At 44.8% G+C, this 21,230-nt stretch carries 15 protein-coding genes; 3 read left to right on the forward strand and 12 right to left on the reverse strand.

The window, feature by feature from the left end; translation table 11 throughout:
* Positions 1-5 precede the first annotated feature (5 nt).
* The 3 genes from GSY63_RS19025 (at position 6) to GSY63_RS19035 (ending at position 2,232) form a co-directional block, all read left to right on the forward strand.
* A complete protein-coding gene (locus tag GSY63_RS19025) occupies positions 6-551 on the forward strand; it encodes a PspC domain-containing protein (protein WP_166587411.1) in 546 nt (181 codons plus the stop codon).
* A 1-nt stretch (position 552) separates the two neighbouring features.
* A complete protein-coding gene (locus GSY63_RS19030) occupies positions 553-1,572 on the forward strand; it encodes a LiaF transmembrane domain-containing protein (protein WP_166587412.1) in 1,020 nt (339 codons plus the stop codon).
* Between the two features lie 66 nt (positions 1,573-1,638).
* Entirely contained in the window at positions 1,639-2,232 is a 594-nt protein-coding gene (locus GSY63_RS19035) for an RDD family protein (RefSeq protein WP_166587413.1), read from the forward strand.
* 163 nt (positions 2,233-2,395) lie between these two features.
* Here GSY63_RS19035 and GSY63_RS19040 read toward each other — a convergent pair whose 3' ends face one another.
* From GSY63_RS19040 to GSY63_RS19095, 12 genes are all read right to left on the reverse strand, one after another.
* Positions 2,396-3,730, reverse strand: coding sequence for a TldD/PmbA family protein (locus GSY63_RS19040; RefSeq protein ID WP_166587414.1), 1,335 nt, complete (start codon positions 3,728-3,730; stop codon positions 2,396-2,398).
* A 1-nt stretch (position 3,731) separates the two neighbouring features.
* A complete protein-coding gene (locus tag GSY63_RS19045; protein WP_208094595.1) occupies positions 3,732-5,366 on the reverse strand; it encodes a TldD/PmbA family protein in 1,635 nt (544 codons plus the stop codon).
* 285 nt (positions 5,367-5,651) lie between these two features.
* Positions 5,652-7,037: a TldD/PmbA family protein gene (locus GSY63_RS19050; RefSeq protein WP_243749270.1), complete on the reverse strand. Its 1,386-nt coding sequence runs from the start codon at positions 7,035-7,037 to the stop codon at positions 5,652-5,654.
* Positions 7,000-8,640, reverse strand: a complete 1,641-nt coding sequence (locus GSY63_RS19055) for a TldD/PmbA family protein (RefSeq protein WP_166587415.1) — start codon at positions 8,638-8,640, stop codon at positions 7,000-7,002. Before GSY63_RS19055 ends, GSY63_RS19050 begins: the two co-directional genes overlap by 38 nt.
* Positions 8,641-8,916: 276 nt before the next feature.
* Positions 8,917-10,551, reverse strand: coding sequence for a TldD/PmbA family protein (locus GSY63_RS19060; RefSeq protein ID WP_166587416.1), 1,635 nt, complete (start codon positions 10,549-10,551; stop codon positions 8,917-8,919).
* A gap of 212 nt (positions 10,552-10,763) precedes the next feature.
* Positions 10,764-11,498 carry a peptidase associated/transthyretin-like domain-containing protein gene (locus GSY63_RS19065; protein ID WP_166587417.1) on the reverse strand — a complete coding sequence of 245 codons (735 nt, stop codon included), beginning with the start codon at positions 11,496-11,498 and terminating at the stop codon, positions 10,764-10,766.
* A 197-nt stretch (positions 11,499-11,695) separates the two neighbouring features.
* Entirely contained in the window at positions 11,696-13,027 is a 1,332-nt protein-coding gene (locus tag GSY63_RS19070; RefSeq protein WP_166587418.1) for a TldD/PmbA family protein, read from the reverse strand.
* Between the two features lie 5 nt (positions 13,028-13,032).
* Positions 13,033-14,667: a TldD/PmbA family protein gene (locus GSY63_RS19075; RefSeq protein WP_166587419.1), complete on the reverse strand. Its 1,635-nt coding sequence runs from the start codon at positions 14,665-14,667 to the stop codon at positions 13,033-13,035.
* A 60-nt stretch (positions 14,668-14,727) separates the two neighbouring features.
* A complete protein-coding gene (locus GSY63_RS19080) occupies positions 14,728-16,515 on the reverse strand; it encodes a hypothetical protein (RefSeq protein WP_166587420.1) in 1,788 nt (595 codons plus the stop codon).
* Positions 16,516-16,519: 4 nt separating this feature from the next.
* Positions 16,520-18,649, reverse strand: a complete 2,130-nt coding sequence (locus GSY63_RS19085) for a DUF4175 family protein (protein ID WP_166587421.1) — start codon at positions 18,647-18,649, stop codon at positions 16,520-16,522.
* Positions 18,642-20,171: a BatA domain-containing protein gene (locus GSY63_RS19090; RefSeq protein ID WP_166587422.1), complete on the reverse strand. Its 1,530-nt coding sequence runs from the start codon at positions 20,169-20,171 to the stop codon at positions 18,642-18,644. Before GSY63_RS19090 ends, GSY63_RS19085 begins: the two co-directional genes overlap by 8 nt.
* 154 nt (positions 20,172-20,325) lie before the next feature.
* Positions 20,326-21,204, reverse strand: a complete 879-nt coding sequence (locus GSY63_RS19095) for a DUF58 domain-containing protein (protein WP_243749271.1) — start codon at positions 21,202-21,204, stop codon at positions 20,326-20,328.
* Positions 21,205-21,230: the final 26 nt, after the last annotated feature.

Below are 21,230 nucleotides of genomic sequence, written 5' to 3' on the forward strand. Positions count from 1 at the left end.
TTACAATGGAAAAGAAACTATATCGCGACGAACAACATAAAACCATAGGTGGTGTTTGCGCCGGACTTGCCGAATACTTCGGAGTTGATATATCAGTAGTCCGCTTGTTATTTGTTTTGGCCTTGATTTTTAAAGGCGGCGGCTTTTTAATCTATGTTATCCTTTGGATAGTGTTGCCTAAAAAACCATTTAACTACGTACCCCCGGTTGATTATACTGTGCCTCCGGGCTCACCTTTTCAATCATCAGCGCCTTATCAGCCAACTCCAGTGTTTGTACCACAGGTAAAAAAAGGCCCTTCAACCGCGTCTATCATTGGCGGCCTGGTTTTAATACTGTTAGGCGGCGGCTTTTTGCTGGATGAATTTAACATTATCCCCGATTGGGATTTTGAACAGTGGTGGCCGGTAATATTGGTGGTAATTGGTTTGGTATTGATGCTAAAAAGTAACAAACAACCGGTACAACAAGCGTGGCAAACCCCGCCGCCGGCGGCAGAGCCCGAACTAAAAGACGAACCTAAAACCGATAACCCTTCAACTGAACTTTAACATGAGAAGCAATAAATTAATGCCAGGTGTTATCCTGGTACTCATCGGAGCCATTGTTCTGCTGAGAAATTTCGGATACCTGCACTTTCATTGGAGTAACCTTATATATCTGTGGCCTGTATTTTTGGTAATAGGCGGTGTTAATCTGCTGTTATCGCACAATCGCGCACCGTGGGCAACTCTGGTAAGGATAGCGGTAGTAGTAGTGGGTGTGTGCTTTATATTATTTGGCAATGCTGGCAGCAAACACCATTTTGCACCAACCTTCTACTTCAATCATCACGATCGCGATGACGATGACGACGATATGGACATGAGCGATAACGATAACGATGACGACGACAATGACAACGATACCCTTAAAAACAACATTGTTAAGGTAGATGGTAACAGCTTTTATCGCACAGGCTTTACTTCAGGAACCAAGGTAGCTCGCCTTAACCTAAGCGGTGGCGGCACCACTTATAATCTGAGCGACACTACTACCGATTTATTTGCCGCAAACGTTAAAGAATACTCAGGTCGCTACACTTTGAAAAATCATGTCGATAACGACTCTGTACATGTGGTTGACTTTAACATGGATAACGAGCACCGCAAACACTTTACCTGGGGCGATAACAAATCAAACACCGCCACTCTTAAATTAAACTCGAACCCCGAGTGGGATGTGAATATTAAAGCTGGTGCAACCAGTTTAGATTTCGACCTGAATAAGTTTAAAGTACGCTCATTGGTATTAAGTGGCGGCGCCGCGGCATTCAATATTAAATTGGGACAACCGGTTGCCAGCAATACCCGGGTTACTATCTCATCAGGCGTATCGGACATTACCGTTAGCGTGCCTAAAGATGCTGCCTGTATGATTACCAGCAGCACAGGCTTATCATCAAACAACTTTGATGGCTTTAACAATAACGGCGATAACGAATACAAAACCCCTGGATTTAATTCGGCTAAGAACCGCATTTACATTACTATAAGCGGTGGCTTATCTGATTTTAAAGTACGCAGATACTAAACCAACACCTTCATAATTTAAAACCGCTTTGCGTATTTTGCATAGCGGTTTTTTTATATTTTAACAATGGCTGAAACATATATCATGGTAATTGCCGGCAAGCCCGAAGGCCCGTTCACTATAACTGAACTGCAAGCCCGCGGGCTAAAACCCGCCGACTTTGTAAAGACCGAAGCCATGATAGATTATAAAGAAGCCCACGAAATTGCCGAACTGCGCGAGATTTTAGGCTTCACCAAACCTCCCGTTATCCCCCAATACTTTGGTAGCTTTGATCAAAGATTATTAGCCTCCTTTATAGACTGGTTGATTATAACGGGCGTTTACGTTGTGCCTGTATTGCTTATCGTATTGATCTCCCCGGGCAAGATGTTCGATATGATACTAAGCGGAAGTTTGCTGGTAGTAATCCCGATAACATATGTTGTTTATCATATCGTAATGGAAAGTGGCCCTAAGCAAGCTACCTATGGCAAACAAATCTTAAAAATAAAGGTAACCGACATGCAGGGTTATCCAATTAATACCAGTACAGCTATCGGCCGAAACTTATCTAAAATATTCTCGGTACTGACGCTGGGTGTAGGTTACTTACTTAACTTTTTTAACAAGCGCCAGCAGTGCATGCACCGATATGATTGCAGGGACTTTGGTGGTTAAAGATAGGCTGGTGTAGATTTATGTATCAACACCAATTTGTCATGTTGAGCGATAGCGAAATATCTTCTCCGCAACGTAAATCTGCCAACGCAGAAGATTCTTCACTATCGTTCAGAATGACAACTTTTTTTAGCCCTCCCGTCCGTAGAGATTTGGGAGGAGCCTACACCGCGTCAGACAACGACGTAAACGTAAAGTCCCTGATTTTCATTGGCGGGATCATCGCTCCCTGGCCAGATTCGCCGCTAACGGTACGCTCGGATTTGCCGAGGGCTTCGAGGTTATTGAGCATAATTACCGGGCTCTCGTTAAATCTGAAGTTTTTGACCGGGAATTTGATCTGGCCGTTTTCAATATAAAAAGTACCATCGCGGGTTAGGCCCGTAAACAGCAAAGTTTGCGGATCAACAGAACGGATGTACCATAACCGCGTAACTAATATACCTCTTTCAGTTCCCTTAATTAATTCTTCCAGAGATGCGCTGCCGCCTTCCATAATCACTGCATCGGGTTGAGGGGTGGCTTTTACGCCTTTCTTTTGCGCCCAATACCGCGAGTAGAACAGGTTTTTAACCACACCTTTTTCTATCCACGAGATTTTTTCCTGCGGGCGGCCGTCCTGCGCCCAGGTAGCGGTTGGCAGGTCGGCATTCTGTGGGTCAGAGTAAATATTTACCCGTTCGTCTACCAGTTTATCACCTAATTTGGTCGTCCCGCCGGGCTTGCTTAAAAAGCTGCGGCCTTCGTCGGCGTTACGAGCATCCAGTTCGTAAAGCATGTTTTCCAGCAGCACAATGCCTGCAGCTGGTTCTAAAATAACGGTGTACTTCCCTGGCTCGATAGCTTTGGCTGTTACCGAGGCTGCCGCTTTTTGAGCTGCAATACGGGTAGCTGCAGCCACGTCAAGCTTGCTTACATCATTATAGCCTTTAGATGCATAACCCGAGCCTTTACCATCTGGGGTACGAACAGTAACGTTGAATGCCACACTGGTTGAAGTATTGTAAGCAAACAAACCTTTGGAGTTCATCATGGCGCTAAAGCCGGTATCGTTATTATAAAAACCTGCGGCGTTCAGATTACCCGCTTTGGAGATTTCCAGGCTGGTTGCCACAGCATCAGCCCGCGTTTTTGGGCTAATGGCGGCAGTTGCATCCACGTAGGTTTTTGATTCGAGGTAAGTTTGGGGGCCTAGTAGTGGCATGTATTCAGGGTTTTCGGGAGCAAGTTTAGCCAGCTCTTCCGAGCGGCGCACCACCTTTTCGAGCGAAGCATCATCAAACTCATTAATGGTAGCCACACCCGATTTTTTTCCGTATGCCGAACTTACCACCAGTGTTTTCTCGCTGATGCCACCACTGGTTGATACCGCGTTTAATGCATAACGTATATTACCTTGGTCTGTACCTGTTAAGTTAACCTCACATTCGTCGGCTTTAGAGTAGCTGAGCACTTTCTTTAGCAAAGTCTGTGCTTCTTCTTTAGTTAGTAATGGCATATCAGATCTTTCTTGAAGTATTAATAACGTTTACCCCGTTAAACCGGGCTGTTGATGAACCGTGTGAAACCGCGTTACTTTGCGGCGGCTGGCCCTTTCCGTCGAAAAATGTTCCGCCTAAACGGTAATCCCTTTCGTCGCAAATAGCGCTGCAAGAGTTCCAGAACTCCTGTGTGTTTGACTGGTAGGCTACGTCTTTCAGCATTCCGGCAATCTGTCCGTTTTTGATCTCATAAAACAGCTGCCCGCTAAACTGGAAGTTATAACGTTGCTGATCTATCGAATAAGAACCGTCGCCAATAATGTAAATCCCCTTCTCTACATTCTTAATTAGCTCGGCAGGTGCCAATGGTGCTTTACCCGGTTGAAGCGAAATATTGGCCATACGCTGAAACTGTACATTATCCCAGCTTTCGGCATAGCAGCACCCCTGCGATTCTTTTAGCCCAATGATGTGCGCCTGATCGCGAATGGCCTGATAATTAACCAGCGTACCATCTTTAATAATATCCCACTCGCCGCATTTTACGCCCTCGTCATCATAACCCACATAGCCTAATGATCCTGGCTGAAGTTTATCGGCCTTAATATTTACCAGCTTACTGCCGTAATTAAACTTGCCCGACTTCCATTTATCCAACGTAAGGAAACTTGTACCGGCAAAGTTGGCCTCGTAGCCTAGCACGCGGTCGAGTTCTGATGGGTGACCAGCAGACTCATGAATAGTTAAATATAAATTGGTTGGATCGAGCACCAGATCATACTTACCGGCCTCCACTGATTTAGCTTTATGCTTCTCCCCCGCCTGTATGGCGGCAAGCTTGGCATCCTCCATCATATCATACCGGTTACGATAGAGGGTAGTTTGGCTTTGAATTTTTTCAGATGCTTTAGGGGTAAGATATTCATATCCCATGCCCACCGGCGATCCTAAAGAGTTACGGGTCTCAAACTTCCCGGTTTTCGAATCAATCTTAGTTACATTAAATACCGGCCAAAGGCGATGAATGTCCTGATCAATATAAGAACCATCTGTAGAAGCAAAGTATTTCTGCTCGTTAACCGTAAACATTGCAGAATCTACATAGCTTGCACCGTTGGTCATGGCGGCATTATTAACGCCAAGCAGCAAATCAATTTTATCTTTTATCGGTACTTCAAAAGCGTTTACCTCAATTGGTGTTTTCCAGCTTACTTCGCCGTAGCCTTTTTGCGGGGCAAGCTGAACCGGTTCTTTTAACAACCTTGAGTTTTCTTTTGCTATCTGTACAGCCAGGTTGGTAGCCGCGGCAATACCATCCGTCGTCATATCGCTGGTAGCGGCAAAACCCCAGCTACCGTTGGCAATTACACGAATACCCATGCCATAGCTTTCGGTGTTGACAACATTCTGCACTTTGTCTTCGCGCGTTATCACATATTGGTTAAGGTATCGGCCAATACGCACGTCGGCGTAGGTGGCGCCTTTAGATTTGGCCGTATTCAGAACCACATCAGCCATACGCTTTTTGGCAGCTACATCGGCTCCCGGTGTGATCACATCGTAAGGCACAGGTGAACCTAAAACCGGAATCCGGTTGAGCATCGCAGCCCCAAAACTCATCCCGGATAGATAGAGGAAGTCTTTTCTTTTCAAAATGGTAAGTTTAGTTGCCTAAATATATCGAATTGCTGTTGAATAAACTTATAAATGATTGATTGGTAGTGTTTTTTCGAAAATTGCAAAAATGAAGTTATACATCGACATCCGCTCTTTATTGTCATATTGAGCGGTAGCGAAATATCTTCTTTAACAGGCAATAGCACAGAAGATTCTTCGCTATCGCTCTGAATGACAAAAAAGGTTTTAAACAAAAAAAGGCGCCAATTTCTCGGCGCCTCCCTATCTTGATTCTTGTTTCTCGATTCTTGATTCTCGAGCTTAAACCGCGTCAGATAACGAGCTGAACGTAAAGTCTCTGATCTTCATCGGCGGGATCATAGCGCTTTGGAACGACTCGCCACTCACCGTACGTTCTGTACGGCCGAGGGCCTCGAGGTTATTGAGCATAATTACAGGGCTCTCGTTAAAACGGAAGTTTTTAACCGGGAATTTGATCTGACCATTTTCGATGTAAAAAGTACCATCTCGGGTTAAACCTGTGTACAGTAAAGTTTGCGGGTCAACCGGGCGAATGTACCACAGGCGGGTAACCAAAATACCTTTTTCTGTGCCTTTGATCAGGTCCTCCAAAGAGGCATCGCCACCTTCCATAATGATACCGCTAGGGCCGGGCACGGCTTTAACGCCTTTCTTCTGCGCCCAGAAACGCGAGTAAGAAAGGTTTTTGATAACACCCTTCTCAATCCAATTTACACGTTCCAATGGGCGGCCGTCTCCATTCCAGCTGGCCGTTGGCAGCCTTGGGTCTTGTGGGTCTGAGTAGATATTCACTCTCTCGTCTACCAGTTTTTCGCCCAATTTTGTACCGCCACCGGCTTTGCTTAAAAAGCTACGGCCTTCGTCGGCGCTACGGGCATCAAGTGCACCATAAAGGTTTTCTAACAATACAATACCAGCAGCAGGCTCCAATATTACCGTGTATTTACCTGGCTCAATTGCCTTTGCAGTTACCGATCCGTTGGCTTTTTGGGCTGCAACCTTGGTAAGCTTCAGCGTATCCATATCGTTAAAATCCTCGTAATCTCTGGAAGCATAGCCTGAGCCTTTACCATCTGCACTACGCAGGGTTACCGAGAAATTGATATCGCTGTACTTGTTATAAGCAAACAACCCATGCGAATTCATCATAGCAGCAAAACTGCCTGTGTTTTGCAAAAAGCCGGCGGCTGTTAGGTTAGCATCTTTAGCTACCTGTAAACTTTGCGCCACCATATCGGTACGCTTTTTAGGCTCCATTTCGGCCGTTTTTTGATCGAATAATTTCGGATTATCTGCCGAGTAGGTTTGTGGACCTAAAAACGGAACATACTCCGGGTTCTCAGGTGCTAATTGCGCTAACTCTTCCGAGCGACGAACGGCTTTTTCTAACGAAGCATCGTCGTACTCGTTAATAGTTGCTACTCCTAGTTTTTTGCCAAATGCTGATGATACTACGAGACTGGTTTGACTGATTGCCCCGCTTGTTGAAACCGAGTTGCGTGCGTAGCGAATGTTGCCGCTATCCGAACCGTTAAGATTAATCTCGCACTCGTCGGCCTTCGAAAAGCTCAGTGCTTTTTTCATTAAAGCTTGTGCTTCTTCCTGACTTAATATAGCCATAATATTTTTAGATTTTTCTTGCTGTGTTGATGATATTAACTCCATTAAAACGTGCTGTAGACGATCCGTGCGACACGGCGCTTACCTGCTCGGGCTGGCCTTTGCCATCGAAGAACGAACCACCTAAACGGTAATCGCTCTTGTCGCAAACGGCCACGCACGAATTCCAGAACTCCTGGGTATTTGATTGATAAGCCACGTCGTTAAGCATACCTACTATCTTGCCGTTTTTAACCTCATAGTAAAGCTGGCCGCTAAACTGGAAGTTGTAACGCTGCTGATCTATAGAGAACGAGCTATCGCCTACAATGTAGATACCCTTCTCCACGTTTTTGATCATGTCTGATGGTGTAAGCGGTGCTTTACCCGGCTGCAGCGAAACGTTAGGCATGCGCTGAAACTGTACATCGCTCCAAGCGTCGGCATAGCAGCAACCTTGCGAAGCATTAAGCCCAATGATATGCGCCTGATCGCGGATGGTTTGGTAGTTAACCAGGATACCGTCTTTAATAATATCCCATTGGCCGCATTTAACTCCTTCATCGTCGTAACCTACTGCACCAAGCGAGCCCGGCTGCAACTTATCGGCCACGATGTTTACGTTTTTGCTACCGAAGTTAAACTTGCCCGATTTCCATTTATCCAGCGTTAGGAAACTGGTACCGGCAAAGTTGGCCTCATAGCCCAGCACGCGGTCTAATTCAGATGGGTGGCCAACCGATTCGTGGATGGTTAACCAAAGGTTACTTGGATCAAGAATCAGGTCATACTTACCAGCTTCTACTGATTTTGCCGCCATTTTTTCGCCGCCTTGTTTACCTGCAAAGCCAGCGTCTTCGATCATATCGTAGCTGTTACGATAAAGCGTGGTTGGCATACCGGTAATTTTGTCGGCTGCTTTAGGTATAAGATATTCATAACCCATACCACGTGGCGAACTTAACGCATTCCGCGTTTCGAACTTACCTGTCTTTGGATCTATTTTGGTTGCAAAAAAAGTAGGCCAAATACGGTGTACATCCTGATCGATATACGACCCATCGGTTGATGCAAAGTATTTTTGCTCATTTACAGAAAAAATGATCGAAGTAATATAGTTTGAACCGGCCTTCATGGCGGTATCGTTTACCTTTAATAACAGATCTACTTTATCTTTAATTGGCACCTCGAAAGCATTTTTCTCAATCGGGGTTTTCCAGCTTACCTCGCCATATCCTTTTTGGGGTGCCAGCTGTACCGGCTCTGTCTGGATACGTGCGTTTTCTTTAGCAATAGCCACCGCTGCGGCCGCTGCTTTGGCAATACTGTCGGTATCTAATTTATCTGTTGCGGCAAAGCCCCAGCAGCCGTTTGCCAACACACGAATACCCATGCCGTAACTTTCGGTGTTCACTACGTTCTGCACTTTTTCTTCGCGGGTTACCACAAACTGACGCAGGTAGCGACCGATACGAACATCGGTGTAAGTAGCGCCTTTAGAGCGTGCCGCGTTTAAGGCAACATCGGCCATGCGCTTTTTAAGCGCAACATCCACACCACCCTGCAAAGCTGCTTCAACAGATATAGGCGAACCTATAACTGGTATCCCCTTCAGCATAGCACCTCCAATGCCCATGCCGGTTAGATAAAGGAAATTTTTTCTGTTCAAAGTAATAAGAGTTTTAGTTAATCTATTTAGTTGACTAAGTTGGATTAGGTTGAATTGTTGATTAAGTTATGGTATTCGTATTAATTAGACACCATCAGGCGTTAAATTGTTACGGCTTTTTTGGTTTTTAGATATGATATATAACCATTTAGCATTCGCATGCATTTATCAAGCTCCGCCTCCATTTCCTGGAGCCTTTCTTTGGATATCAACTAACTAAATAAACAACCTAACAAAATCAACTTACTCCAACTTATTCAACTCAATCAACCCAAACTAAATTTTTCGGGAAGTATTAATCACATTCACCTTATCAAACTTAGCTGTAGAACATCCGTGCGATACAGCACTTACTTGCTGTGGCTGGCCTTTACCGTCGAAGAAGGAACCTCCTAAACGGTAGTCGCTGGCATCGCAGATGGCAGAGCAGGAGTTCCAGAATTCCTGGGTATTGGCCTGATAGGCTGCACCGCTTACCATGCCTGCAATTTTACCGTCTTTAATTTCATAACAAAGCTGACTGCTAAACTGAAAGTTATAACGCTGCTGATCTATTGAGTAAGAATTACGGCCGAACATATACAGGCCTTTCTCAGTATTTTTAATCAATTCGGCAGGAGAAAGCTTGGCTTTGCCGGGTTGCAGGCTAACATTCGGCATACGTTGAAACTGCACATCGTCCCAGCTTTGGGCATAGCAGCAGCCTTGTGAGGCGTTTAGCCCTAAGATATGCGCTTGATCGCGGATGGTTTGGTAGTTAACTAAAACACCATCCTTAATCAAATCCCACTTGCCGCATTTAACACCTTCATCATCGTAGCCAACGGTAGCTAAACCTCCCGGCTGCAGTTTATCGCCCACAAAGTTTACAATGTTACTACCGAAGTTAAATTTGCCCGATTTCCATTTATCCAGCGTTAAGAAACTGGTACCGGCAAAGTTGGCCTCATAGCCTAACACCCGGTCTAACTCTGTTGGGTGACCAACGGATTCGTGGATGGTAAGGAACAGGTTGGTTGGGTCTAATATCAGGTCGTATTTTCCTGGCTCTATCGGTTTGGCTTTAAGCTTTTCTTCGAGTTGAGCGGTGGCGGTTTTGGCATCCTCAATCATATCGAACCGGGTGCGATATATCGGGAATATACCATTTAATACAGTTGATTTATCAGGGATCAGATACTCATAACCCATGCCCATCGGTGCACCTAATGAATTACGGGTTTCAAATTTACCGCTCTTTGAGTCTGTTTTAGTTATGGTGAAGTTTGGCCAGATGCGGTGGATATCCTGATCGATATACGATCCATCAGTAGAGGCAAAATATTTTTGCTCGTTGATCATAAACAACGAATTATTAACAAAGCTTGCCCCTGCGGAAAGCGCCGCGTTGTTGGCAGCCAACAGCAGGTCTACTTTCTCTTTTATGGGTATTTCAAAGGCGTTCTTTTCTATCGGGGTTTTCCAGCTTACCTCGCCATAACCCTTTTGTGGGGCGAGTTGCACGGGTTCGCTTAAAAGCTTGGCATTGTCTTTGGCAATACGCACGGCAAGGTCGGCAGCACGGGCAATACCATCGTTATCCATTTTGTCGGTGGCGGCAAAGCCCCAGCAGCCATCGGCCAGCACACGCACGCCCATACCGTAGCTTTCGGTATTGGCTATATTTTGCACCCGGGTTTCGCGGGTTACTATTGATTGATTAAGATAACGACCAATGCGTACATCGGCATAAGTAGCTCCTTTTGATTTTGCGGCGTTTAGGGCAACATCGGCCATACGCTTTTTAGCAGCAACATCAGCCGCTTGCAAGGCCGCTTCGGGATGTATTGGCGAACCGATAACAGGGATGTTTGGAAACATGGCTGCACCCAAGCCCATCCCGCTTAAATAGAGGAAGTCTTTTCTTTTCAAGGCAATAGTTTTAAGAGCCTAATATAGCTGAAAAAGAGGCGGGAGACAAAGTTTAGAGACAAGAATCGAGAAACTCAAAGACTTTTGTCATCTCGAACGATAGTGAGAGATATTGTACCGTTTATAAGTCTTTCGCAGAAGATTTCTCCTACGTCGAAATGACAAAAATTTCTTATTCCTCCCTCTCCTTCGGAGAGAGCTGGGGAGAGGTTTTAATTAAAGATCGAAGTCTTCACTCTTTCTTCGGGACTGAGTTTAATAAACTCTTTGTAGCATTTGCTAATATAGGCAGCAAGATTAAACTCCTCACTGGTGAAAGTTTCGATATCAGGCGAATAACGCATCACAAAACTATGCAGTTCCTGGTCTTTCAACGGAACGTATTTTTCTATGCTTTCTTTACTGAAGGCCTGCTGAATTTCCGCGGTTATCTTATCGTTTTTATCTTGCTGTTCTTTCTTTTTTGCGTCGTTCTCTGTCTTTTTGTTCGACCAGATACGCAGGTTTACGCCACCCTTTATAGCACCAGAAGCACCGGGACGGTCTACGTCGCGCTGGTAGTTCATGGTTTGATTATGGTATTGGGGATCTTTTTGTTTTTGCATAATGGACGGGTTTACCGTACCCGCCCCGTTAATTTTCACCTCGTTCAACATGTGCTGAATGGGGTCCATAAAAATCTCACGCACCTTTAAATCGATTACTACTACGGTATCCGGCGCATAGCCGAAGCCCGAGAAAACAAGCAAATCATTAACCTTGGCTGTAATGCTAAAGCGGCCTTGTTTATCGGTAGTTGCGCGGTATTTTCCATTAAGATTAAGGATGCTGATATTGGGCAAAGCAACATGGGTTTTGTTTTCATAAACAATACCATCCTGGGTATGCTGTGCGTAAGCAAAAGAGGCTAACAGCGAGAAAATCAATACAAAACACCAACGGCACATCTTACAAATTTAAGAAATTTGCCTTAGGTTGAAGTTAAAAAATGTTAAATAACCCTTTAAGAGAGTCAAGAATCGAGAGCCAGGAATCAAGACTATATTTCACAAAAAAAGCCCTCTCCATATGGAGAGGGCTTACTATAATTAGAATCAATGCAGTTTTTGTCCCGACTCTTGATCCCTGATTCTTGACTCTCTAATTACACTGCGTCTGACAACGAAGTAAACGTAAAGTCCCTGATCTTCATTGGCGGGATGAGGTAACTGCGGTAGCTTTCTACGCTGATGGTACGCTCTGGCTTACCTAAGGCTTCCACATTGTTCAGCATAATTACCGGGCTCTCGTTAAAACGGAAGTTTTTAACCGGGAATTTGATCTGGCCGTTCTCGATATAAAACGTACCATCACGGGTAAGTCCGGTTAGCAGTAGTGATTGAGGGTCAACCATGCGGATATACCACAGGCGCGATACCAGAATACCACGCTCGGTACTCTTGATCATTTCTTCCAGGCTGGTTGTGCCGCCATCCATAATGATGTTGCTTGGGCCGGGAACCGGGGTTACGCCTTTTTTCTGTGCCCAGTAACGAGAGTAACTCAGGTTTTTAACCACACCTTCTTTAATCCAGTCGGTACGTTCTAAAGGCATACCGTCACCGTTCCAGGTTGGGCCAGGTAATTCGGTATTGAATGGGTCTGAATAGATGTTTACTTTATCATCCATCAGCTTTTCGCCCAAACGTGTACCGCCGCCTTTTTTGCTCAAAAAGCTACGGCCCTCTTCGGCGCTGCGCGCATCAAAGCGAAACATGTTCTCCAGCATATAAACTGCAGCAACAGGTTCTAATATCACGGTATATTTTCCTGGCTCAATTGCTTTAGGGCTGGCCGAGCTCAGTGCTTTTTGCGTTGCAATTTTGGTTGCGCTAGCCGTGTCCATCTTTTTAACATCGGTAAACCCACGCGCAGCATATCCGGATATAGTACCGGCAGCATTACGGGTAGTTACTGAGTAAATTACGTCGGTAGATTTATCATAGGCAAACAATCCTTTAGAGTTCATTACCGCGCTAAAGCGAGTAGTATTCTCTAAAAAGCCTGCGGCCTGCAAGTTTGCAGCTTTAGTTACATCAAGGCTTTGCCCAACCATTTCGGCGCGGCTTTCGGGCGTCATGGCTGCGGTAGCCGGATTGTAGGCTATAGAATCTTTAAATGTTTGCGGACCAAGCATCGGCATAGTCTCCGGGTTTTCGGGAGCAAGCTGCGCAAGCTCTTCCGCGCGGCGCACTACTTTCTCTAAAGAGGCATCATCAAACTCGTTAATGGTGGCTGTTCCTGTTTTTTTACCGTAAACCGAGCTTACAGCTAAGCTAACGGTACTGATATCGCCTGCTGTTGAAACTGCGTTAAGGGCCGTGCGGATGTTACCACCGTCGTTACCTCTAAGGCTTACTTCGCACTCATCGGCTTTTGAATAACTAAGCACCTTCTTTAATAAAGCCTGTGCTTCTTCTTTACTATATATAGGCATATTAATTATCCGATTTTTCTTTTAGTATTAATTACGTTAACTCCATTAAAACGTGAGGTTGCCGAACCATGCGAAACCGCGTTTGATTGACTTGGTTGACCTTTTCCATCGTTAAAGGCACCACCTAAACGATAATCGCGCTCGTCGCAAACAGCAACCAGGGAGTTCCAGAACTCCTGGTTGGTTGCCTGATACGATACATCGTTAAGCATACCTACAATTTTTCCGTTTTTGATCTCGTAAAACAGCTGACCGCCAAACTGGAAGTTATAGCGTTGCTGATCGATAGAGAATGATCCGTTACCCACAATGTAGATACCTTTCTCTACGTTTTTGATCATATCATCAACACTCAGCGGGGTTTTGCCCGGCTGTAACGATACGTTAGGCATACGCTGAAACTGTACATCTTCCCAGGTTTGGGCGTAGCAGCAGCCTTGCGAATGGTCTAAACCGAGGATTTTCGCCTGATCGCGAATGGCCTGGAAGTTCACCAATACACCATCTTTAACAATATCCCATTGACCTGTTTTTACCCCTTCGTCATCATAGCCCACAAAGCCTAATGAACCCGGTTGCAATTTATCGGCAACGATATTCATGTTTTTGCTACCGAAGTGGAAGTTACCCGATTTTAGTTTATCTAACGATAGGAAGCTGGTACCGGCAAAGTTAGCCTCGTAACCCAGTACGCGGTCTAGTTCAGTCGGGTGAGCTACCGACTCGTGGATGGTTAACCAAAGATGTGATGGATCCAGCACCAAATCGTATTTACCCGGCTCTACCGATTTTGCTGAAACTTTTTCTGCAGCGTTTTTGGTAGCATTTTTAATATCTTCAATCATATCGTAACGCTTTTTATAACGCGTTACCACGCCGCCAACTTTTTCAGATTCTGAAGGGGTTAAATATTCATAACCCATACCGCATGGCATGCTTAAAGCCGCACGGGTTTCAAACGCGCCCAATGATGGGTCGATTTTGGTTACCTGGAAGTTAGGGTAAATACGATGAATATCCTGATCGATATAAGAACCGTCTGTAGATGCAAAATATTTTTGCTCGTTGATAGAGAAAATGGTAGAGTTTACAAAGCTTGCACCGCCTTTCATGGCTTCGCTGTTCGCGTTAAGCAGCAAGTCTATTTTTTCTTTAATAGGCACTTCAAACGCATTACGTTCAATAGGTGTTTTCCAGCTTACTTCGCCATAGCCTCTTTGCGGGGCAAGGTCAACCGGTTTACCGCCAATTTTAGCGTTTGCTTTGGCTACGGCAACCGCGCGTTCGGCAATTTTAGCAACACCTTCTTTGGTTACAGTATTACCGGCGGCAAATCCCCAGCAACCGTTAGCTATAACGCGAATACCCACACCGAACGACTCCGAATTGGCAACGTTAAGCACACGGTTTTCGCGGGTTACGATAGCCTGGTTAAGATACCGGCCTATGCGGATATCTGCATAAGATGCTCCTTTCGCTTTGGCAGCGGTAAGGGCGGCATCGGCAAGTTCTTTTTTCACCTTTACATCAATGGTTTCCAAAGCCTGCTCCTGGTAAATAGATTTACCAAAGGCAGAGTTGGTTAGCATCGCAGTTCCGGCACCTACTCCCGATAGATAAATAAAGTCTCTACGTCTCAAGGTTAATCCTCCTTTGTTTGCTTAGTTAAATTATAGTTTAGTTATTAGTTCGTTTTAGTTTCAGGACGAGAATTTGCCCTCGGCCCACAGGTATGTGCAAGCCAGCAGCAACAGCACATAAAAATATATTTTAGACACCGGAACCTGCACTTTTTGCTGTATTTGTTTTGTTACAGATACCCCATTATGATGATTTGTAGCATAAGCGTTACTCTCTTTAAGTAAGGCCCTGTACTTTAATCCCGCCCATTCCTGCTGCGGGTATGCAAACCACCAGTGCGGCATACCAGAACCTTGCTGAACCTGTTGCCAGCCTACATGCGAAGGCCAGTAATCTGCCTGCCAGGCAAATGGCAAATGCGCTTGCCTTTCGGTACTTATATTAGTTTGATTGATCTTAATTTCGGGATTAGCCACTCCGGTTTCAACCTGTAATTTGGTATTATTATTTACTGAAGCAACATTATTCACCACCGACCATTCTTCCGCCGCAGGCACGTGTTTAGCCGCTTTAGAGATTAATAGCGACCACAATGCGGTATAATCAGCCTCGTCGCCACCCAGCATCCAGCTATGGGTTGAAGTGAGCGTGGTGAAAATTTCCCTCCCACTGCCTATCAATCCGCTGCTAGCCATAATATGATTTTGCTGATCGGTAACCAGCGGTTGTGTAAAGTTTTGGGCAACGATATAAACCGGATCGAGCAATGTTTTGGAGGTAGTACCATCGTGACCTTGGAGTTTTAAGCTGGAGATTACCTGCCCCGCCGATGATACTTTGTTTACCGGGAAATTTTGTTGCAGCCAAAAATTGCTATGGGTTGTGCTATCTGCTCGCACGATAATGCCTACACCTTTTTGTTGAACCTCTTGTTTTAAGGCCGCGCTTTCGGCACTGTTCAGGTTTTTCAAAACATCGAGGTCGCTCAATACAATATCAAACTTATCAAGCAGCCCTGTTGTAAGGTGCTGTAGCGATTGCTGCTCTACATTCACAAATTCCTGGCTGAATTTATCTTTACTGATCATTGATCTAACAGCTACACCATAACCATTTGCCGAAAGCCAGTTCTTCAAAAATTTATCCTCAAAGTTTGGTGCCGCTGCCAGCATTAAAACTTTCAGTGGTTTAACGGCGGTTATTTCAAAGGGTACACTTTCGTTGGCCAGTGTATCGGCATCAGAAGTGCTTATAAGCCTATAAACTGCGCGGCCGGTATGCTTGGGTGTCGTGTTTAAATCGAAAGTTGCAGTAGTATTAGCGGCAATGAAAGTAGAGTCGGCTGTTGTACCTAGTCCCTTTAAAGTTAGCTTAACTGCCTTACCGGTTGTGTTGGCAAACGTTCCTTGCACACTTAATTTTTCGCCAGATTTTACCTGGGTGTTCCAGCTTACGGCACTGATGCCTGCAGGAGGTATAGTCGGATGAAATTTAACTGGCAGGTTATGAAGTTGCGCCAGTTCATCAGCAGATAAACCATAACCCAATACCTGCACACTGGTTACCGCTGGTTTAAGGTCAGATATCTCCGAAACGCTGGCGAGTAACGTGGCCTTAGGATAATCCTTCTTTATTTTTTTACTGATGGTATAAACACGAGCATCGGCATCAATAACACTATCAGCATTATAACCGTCGGTTAATAATACAACCTGATTTTCATCTTCCAGACGGAGCTCGTGCTGATAAGTTATCGGCAATGCGATACAGGCCAGGGCACCTATTGAGCACAACACGGCTACGATACGTAACGCAAGATTCCGCTTGCTCTCACGCTGTATCTCTCGCCACACGGCAAAAATAGCAAGTACTAAACAAACGAGTAAAATGGTATAGTTCCAGGTCATTTACTTATTTGTTTAGTCGGTTTAGATTTTTAAAATAGCCTTGCGACAAGCCGATATCCGCCGCCGAAGCGGGAGATTGCGGCATAGCGTGGTTTATCGGCAATGCTCTCTGTATAGCCTTTTCAACCATCGCGATATTAGCCGCACTCGCTTTTCCAGAGGTAACAATTTGCTTCATGGCATTTACCGCTGGCAAATAAACACCAGGTTGCGCAACAGCTTTACTACTTAATTGTGCCGAAGCCACCTGCAAAGTATGTTGATCGACCGCGTTAAGTTTAGGGTCGGTTTTTAATTGTTCCAGTATAATCACTGCCTTTTTTAAGGTTTCAAACTGATCGCCAGCCTTTTTGATGTCTTCGTGCGAGGTTGGCTCGGTAATTTTGCTTAAATCACCTGTCAGGCGTTTTTCGAGTTTAAGCGGCGGAGGGTTATACCCTGTTTTCGCCACATAAGAACGCGACTTCTGCTGAAGATCTTTCAACAAACGCAAAGCTTTATACTCAAACGGTAGGGCATCTTGCGGTTTATACATGCGCAATTGCAGTTCGGCTTTCCACATTTCGGTAAGGGTGGCTTTCAGTTGTTCTTTAACTGCGGGCTCTAAGAAAGTCGCGTCTTCGGCGTTATCGTGCTTATCGGTGTAAGCATCCAGAATCATGTTGGTATTGCTGAAGTTTTCGGCCTTGCTTAATTCACCGCCCGATTCTTCACCTATTTTTGATTCATCTTCTTCCCCCAAAAACTTACCATAACGCAGGCGCAGCATTTTTTGATCGGCACCGAGGTCGTTACTTCTTTTGGCAAACTCTTCTTTACTCAGGCTATCCTTCAAGCGGATCAAATTTTGCGAATCGATAATGATTTGGCGCTCGCTCCTGAAAAACTCGGGCTTAACGTTAACTCCGGCAACCAAGCCGTCCATACTTAATAACTGGGCGGTATCCTGTATCGACACGATGTAAACATCGGTGCGGCTGGTTTGCTGATGGGTATCCTGGGCCTGTATGTAGAAATATAGCTCGTCTCCCGGCTCCATTTCAAGCTTAGGAAGATCGACTAGCTTTTGCAGATCATATTGGCGACCATGGGCACTAAAAGCTTCGCCAAACGGAATTTTATATTCTTTAAATTTAACAGCCTCACCGCTGCCTTTGGCTACTGTGGCGTTAATAATGGCCGAGTTGATACCATAATCGTCTGTTACCGAAGCGCTGATAGTTACCTTGGGTACTTCGCCGGCATCTATATGTGTATACTGCTTTGGAGTTTTAATTTTGATAACCGGGGCAGCGTCTTTAATAACCGTTACAGGATAAAGATCCGAAAGTTTACCATCTACATTAACCTGGTAAAAACCCGAAGCAGAAATCTGTTTAGATAAATGCCAGTGCGATTTATCACTACCTGCCTGCATTTTCAGCACCTCGTGCTCGTTAAATATCAGCGACAATTGTTTTACATCGATATTGGTTTCGATGCTCCAGTTAATGGTTGATCCTTCTTCAACATCCAGCGTAAATCTATCCTGGCTACGTGCGGCACGATGCGTGTAAGCCGGCGGCGCAATAGTTACTTTAGAAGATTTAATTTGTGGCAATACCTTTTCGGGCGGCAGGTTTTTCGCGGTAGCCGACATAGAATCTACAACCAGTTTACCTACCGATGAGTGCCATCTGATAGGCAACTTAGCAAGCGCAAAAGTTAAAACTAAAGCCCCCAAAACAAAAACGCCTGCCAGCTTTACCCTATTATAAAATTGGGGCGGTGCGCCGGGAACGTCATATAACCCGCTTTCTACCTTTTGCAGTTGCAGGCTCTCTAATAAATTCAGACTGCCTGCCGGCTTCATTAACAGTTGGGTACTTTCTTCGAGTTGTGGATAATTTTGATTTAAAAAAGCAGAGATACTTTCTTCGGTAATTTGCCATGGGCGGCGGATAGCCAATATCGAAACCAATAGCCCAATGAATACTATTAGCCCCCATAGCAACGAATCATCAAATACATAGTAAAATATGCTACCTAACACCAGGGCAATTGCAGCCGATAACAGTACATCCGCCGCCACCTGGTAAGTTATCCAGCGTTGCTGCAAAGCTTTTAACTTATGTAAACCTGCCTGCTCAGCCATTGCTTTGTACTGTTTTGTAACGTGTTGCCAGCCATCTTTCTACCATAAAAATCGCTATCAGTGCCAGCCAGAAATATTTACCTAATTCTTTTTGTATTGTGAATTTATCAGCCACTACATGAGTTTCTGAAACTTTAACCGGCTGTATCTGCTCATTGCTTAACGTGCGGCGATCATATTCTGACATTGTATTTTTAGCCGGCGTAATAATTAACTGCAGCATCAATTTAGGGAAACTACTATCCCATGCCATATCGTTCCAGGTTGGGTTAAAGCGGCTGTAGAAATGGTACACCTCGGCGTTGTCTTGCTTTTCAACCGTAAGCACCGGGTGGCCAAAACCGTCATGCCACATCATTTCGCCCGAATTTCGGGTTGCTGCTACCAGCTTAAACATTGGAATTTGCGTTGAACCATTTGGCAAAGCAAAATCAGTAGTCGTACTTATCGAAGTATTTACAGTTTGTGTTTTACCGGTTTGGTAGGCAAAGATCTTACTGTGTTTCTGCAAAAGTCGCGCGGCAAACGGTTGTTCGGAAAGCCAGAAGATCCAACTCTCACCAACCGGAATAGCGTTTGCACTACTGTATTGTTTAACCGTTATTTTCCGCTGAGTAAATTGCGCAACTGCGTCCAGTGCGGCTTTAAGGTAACCGGCGTCGGCTGTTTTCCCGTCGTTGTAAATGGCAATGCTTAAGGTAGCAGTATCCACAGACACTGGTTTAGCTTTACTGTTGGCCAAACTTATCTCAGGCCGTCCATTATTTACGTTGACTGTAAACTGCGAATTGCCTTTATCAGCCTGAATATCGGTGTAGTTATAAGTAGTGCCCGATGGTTTACTATTCCCTTCAACCACCCGGATAGTATTATTGCTATTAAACCAGGCGTTGTGTACCCAGGTTGTTACCGAGTCGGCGGGTGTAAATGTTTGCCAATGGAGATTAAGCGCAGCCTGTGGCTTATCGCCCACAAAACGATTTGCGCTGTTAGTAGTATACAAGTAAACCGGCAGATTGGATGGAGTCCGATTATCTAACTGCTTTAAGATGTCCCAATAAGAAGAGGGTTGAGCTGATACAGAATCGATAGTCTTCAGGTCTTTAGTCTCGGCCAGTAATTTGGTTAGATCTACCTTTGGGAAATCGGTATTAAAATAATGAAACTCGTAACCTTGCTTAGTTAAAGAATCTATACTGGTTTTGTAATGCTGATACCCTTCGCTAAAGTTTTCTCTTGGTAATAACACCCAACCTTTGGCTTTAGCCAACGTAACATGTTTTTGCCAGATGGGCGCAGTTAATAGTATAGCTAACAATAAAAGCAATAAACAACGAAGCAACAGTAACAGAATATCCAACAAGTTAAAACTCCGGCTACTTCTGCGCGATGCCGCCGTGATAAGTGACGTGCTACCAACTTTTAAAACCTTGCCCGGCCGGATATTCCATAGGTGTATCAGCACCGGGATGAGCATGGCGGCTGCAGCAAAAAACCATATGGGATTTAAAAATTGAAGCATTTTATCCTGTCTGTCATTACGAGGTACGAGGCAATCTCGTAGCTATGCCTATTTTAGAAATAGTACGACGAGATTGCTTCGCACCTCGCAATGACACATTTATTTTTATAATTTATATCAAACTCCATCCTCCCCTGCGGAGGGCTGAGAGAGGTTATAACCCCTTATTTCTTTGCACCAAAAACGCTCTTAACGCATCATCAAGCGGCTGAGAGGTATTAATCATACGATAAACGATATGCTTACCTAACAACTGCATCCTGATTTCGGCCAAATGTTGATCCAGCTTTTCTTTGTAAGCCTTTTTTGCTTGCTGTGTATCTATCTCAACTGTTTCGCCGGTTTCGAGATCTTCCAATGCCGAGTAACCTTTAAAATCAAAATCGAGTTCGTTGTTGCCCATCAGGTGAAACACAACCACTTCGTGACGCAGGGCCGCTAAAGAGTCGAGCACTTTATAAATCTCACCATCCTGCTGGTACATATCGGTTATAAAAACCAACAGCTCTTTTCTTCCCGATCCTGCGAATAACTCCTTGTAATGTGCCGGCTTAGTGAACGTGCCGTTGGCCTGTATCTGATCTAACTGGTGATAAATCCGCTGCAAATGCTGCGGATCGGCTTTGGACGATAGCGTAAACAGCCCACCATCTTTAAACACATATAATCCGGCTGCATCACCCTGTAAGTTTACCAAATACGCCAATGAAGCCGCCAGAAAACGTGCATAATCTATCTTCCGAACCCCATTATCATTATGGTTCATAGACGCGCTTGCATCTACCAGAAACCGTACCGAAATACTAGTTTCCACCTCCGACTCACGGATATAATACCTGTCTGATCTTGCAAACATGCGCCAATCCAACCAACGCAGATCATCACCCGGCTGGTAGCTGCGATACTGGCTAAACTCCAAACCCGGCCCTTTAACCGTGCTTTTGTTAAAACCGTTCATAAAGCCATCAATAACCGTTTTCGCCAGTAGGGGCAAATTCTTAATGGTCATTAATACTTTAGGATCGAGTTGCATTTTGGTTGTCTGTTATCGGTTGTCGG

It is taken from the genome of Mucilaginibacter agri (genome assembly GCF_009928685.1).
GTDB classification, from domain to species: domain Bacteria; phylum Bacteroidota; class Bacteroidia; order Sphingobacteriales; family Sphingobacteriaceae; genus Mucilaginibacter; species Mucilaginibacter agri.

What these genes read in the sequence shown, in the direction of transcription:
- GSY63_RS19025 (WP_166587411.1), top strand. Translation starts at nt 6, where the DNA reads ATGGAAAAGAAACTATATCGCGACGAACAACATAAAACCATAGGTGGT.
- GSY63_RS19030 (WP_166587412.1), top strand. Translation starts at nt 553, where the DNA reads ATGAGAAGCAATAAATTAATGCCAGGTGTTATCCTGGTACTCATCGGA.
- GSY63_RS19035 (WP_166587413.1), top strand. Translation starts at nt 1,639, where the DNA reads ATGGCTGAAACATATATCATGGTAATTGCCGGCAAGCCCGAAGGCCCG.
- GSY63_RS19040 (WP_166587414.1), bottom strand. Translation starts at nt 3,730, where the DNA reads ATGCCATTACTAACTAAAGAAGAAGCACAGACTTTGCTAAAGAAAGTG.
- GSY63_RS19050 (WP_243749270.1), bottom strand. Translation starts at nt 7,037, where the DNA reads ATGGAGTTAATATCATCAACACAGCAAGAAAAATCTAAAAATATTATG.
- GSY63_RS19065 (WP_166587417.1), bottom strand. Translation starts at nt 11,498, where the DNA reads ATGTGCCGTTGGTGTTTTGTATTGATTTTCTCGCTGTTAGCCTCTTTT.
- GSY63_RS19070 (WP_166587418.1), bottom strand. Translation starts at nt 13,027, where the DNA reads ATGCCTATATATAGTAAAGAAGAAGCACAGGCTTTATTAAAGAAGGTG.
- GSY63_RS19080 (WP_166587420.1), bottom strand. Translation starts at nt 16,515, where the DNA reads ATGACCTGGAACTATACCATTTTACTCGTTTGTTTAGTACTTGCTATT.
- GSY63_RS19085 (WP_166587421.1), bottom strand. Translation starts at nt 18,649, where the DNA reads ATGGCTGAGCAGGCAGGTTTACATAAGTTAAAAGCTTTGCAGCAACGC.
- GSY63_RS19090 (WP_166587422.1), bottom strand. Translation starts at nt 20,171, where the DNA reads ATGCTTCAATTTTTAAATCCCATATGGTTTTTTGCTGCAGCCGCCATG.
- GSY63_RS19095 (WP_243749271.1), bottom strand. Translation starts at nt 21,204, where the DNA reads ATGCAACTCGATCCTAAAGTATTAATGACCATTAAGAATTTGCCCCTA.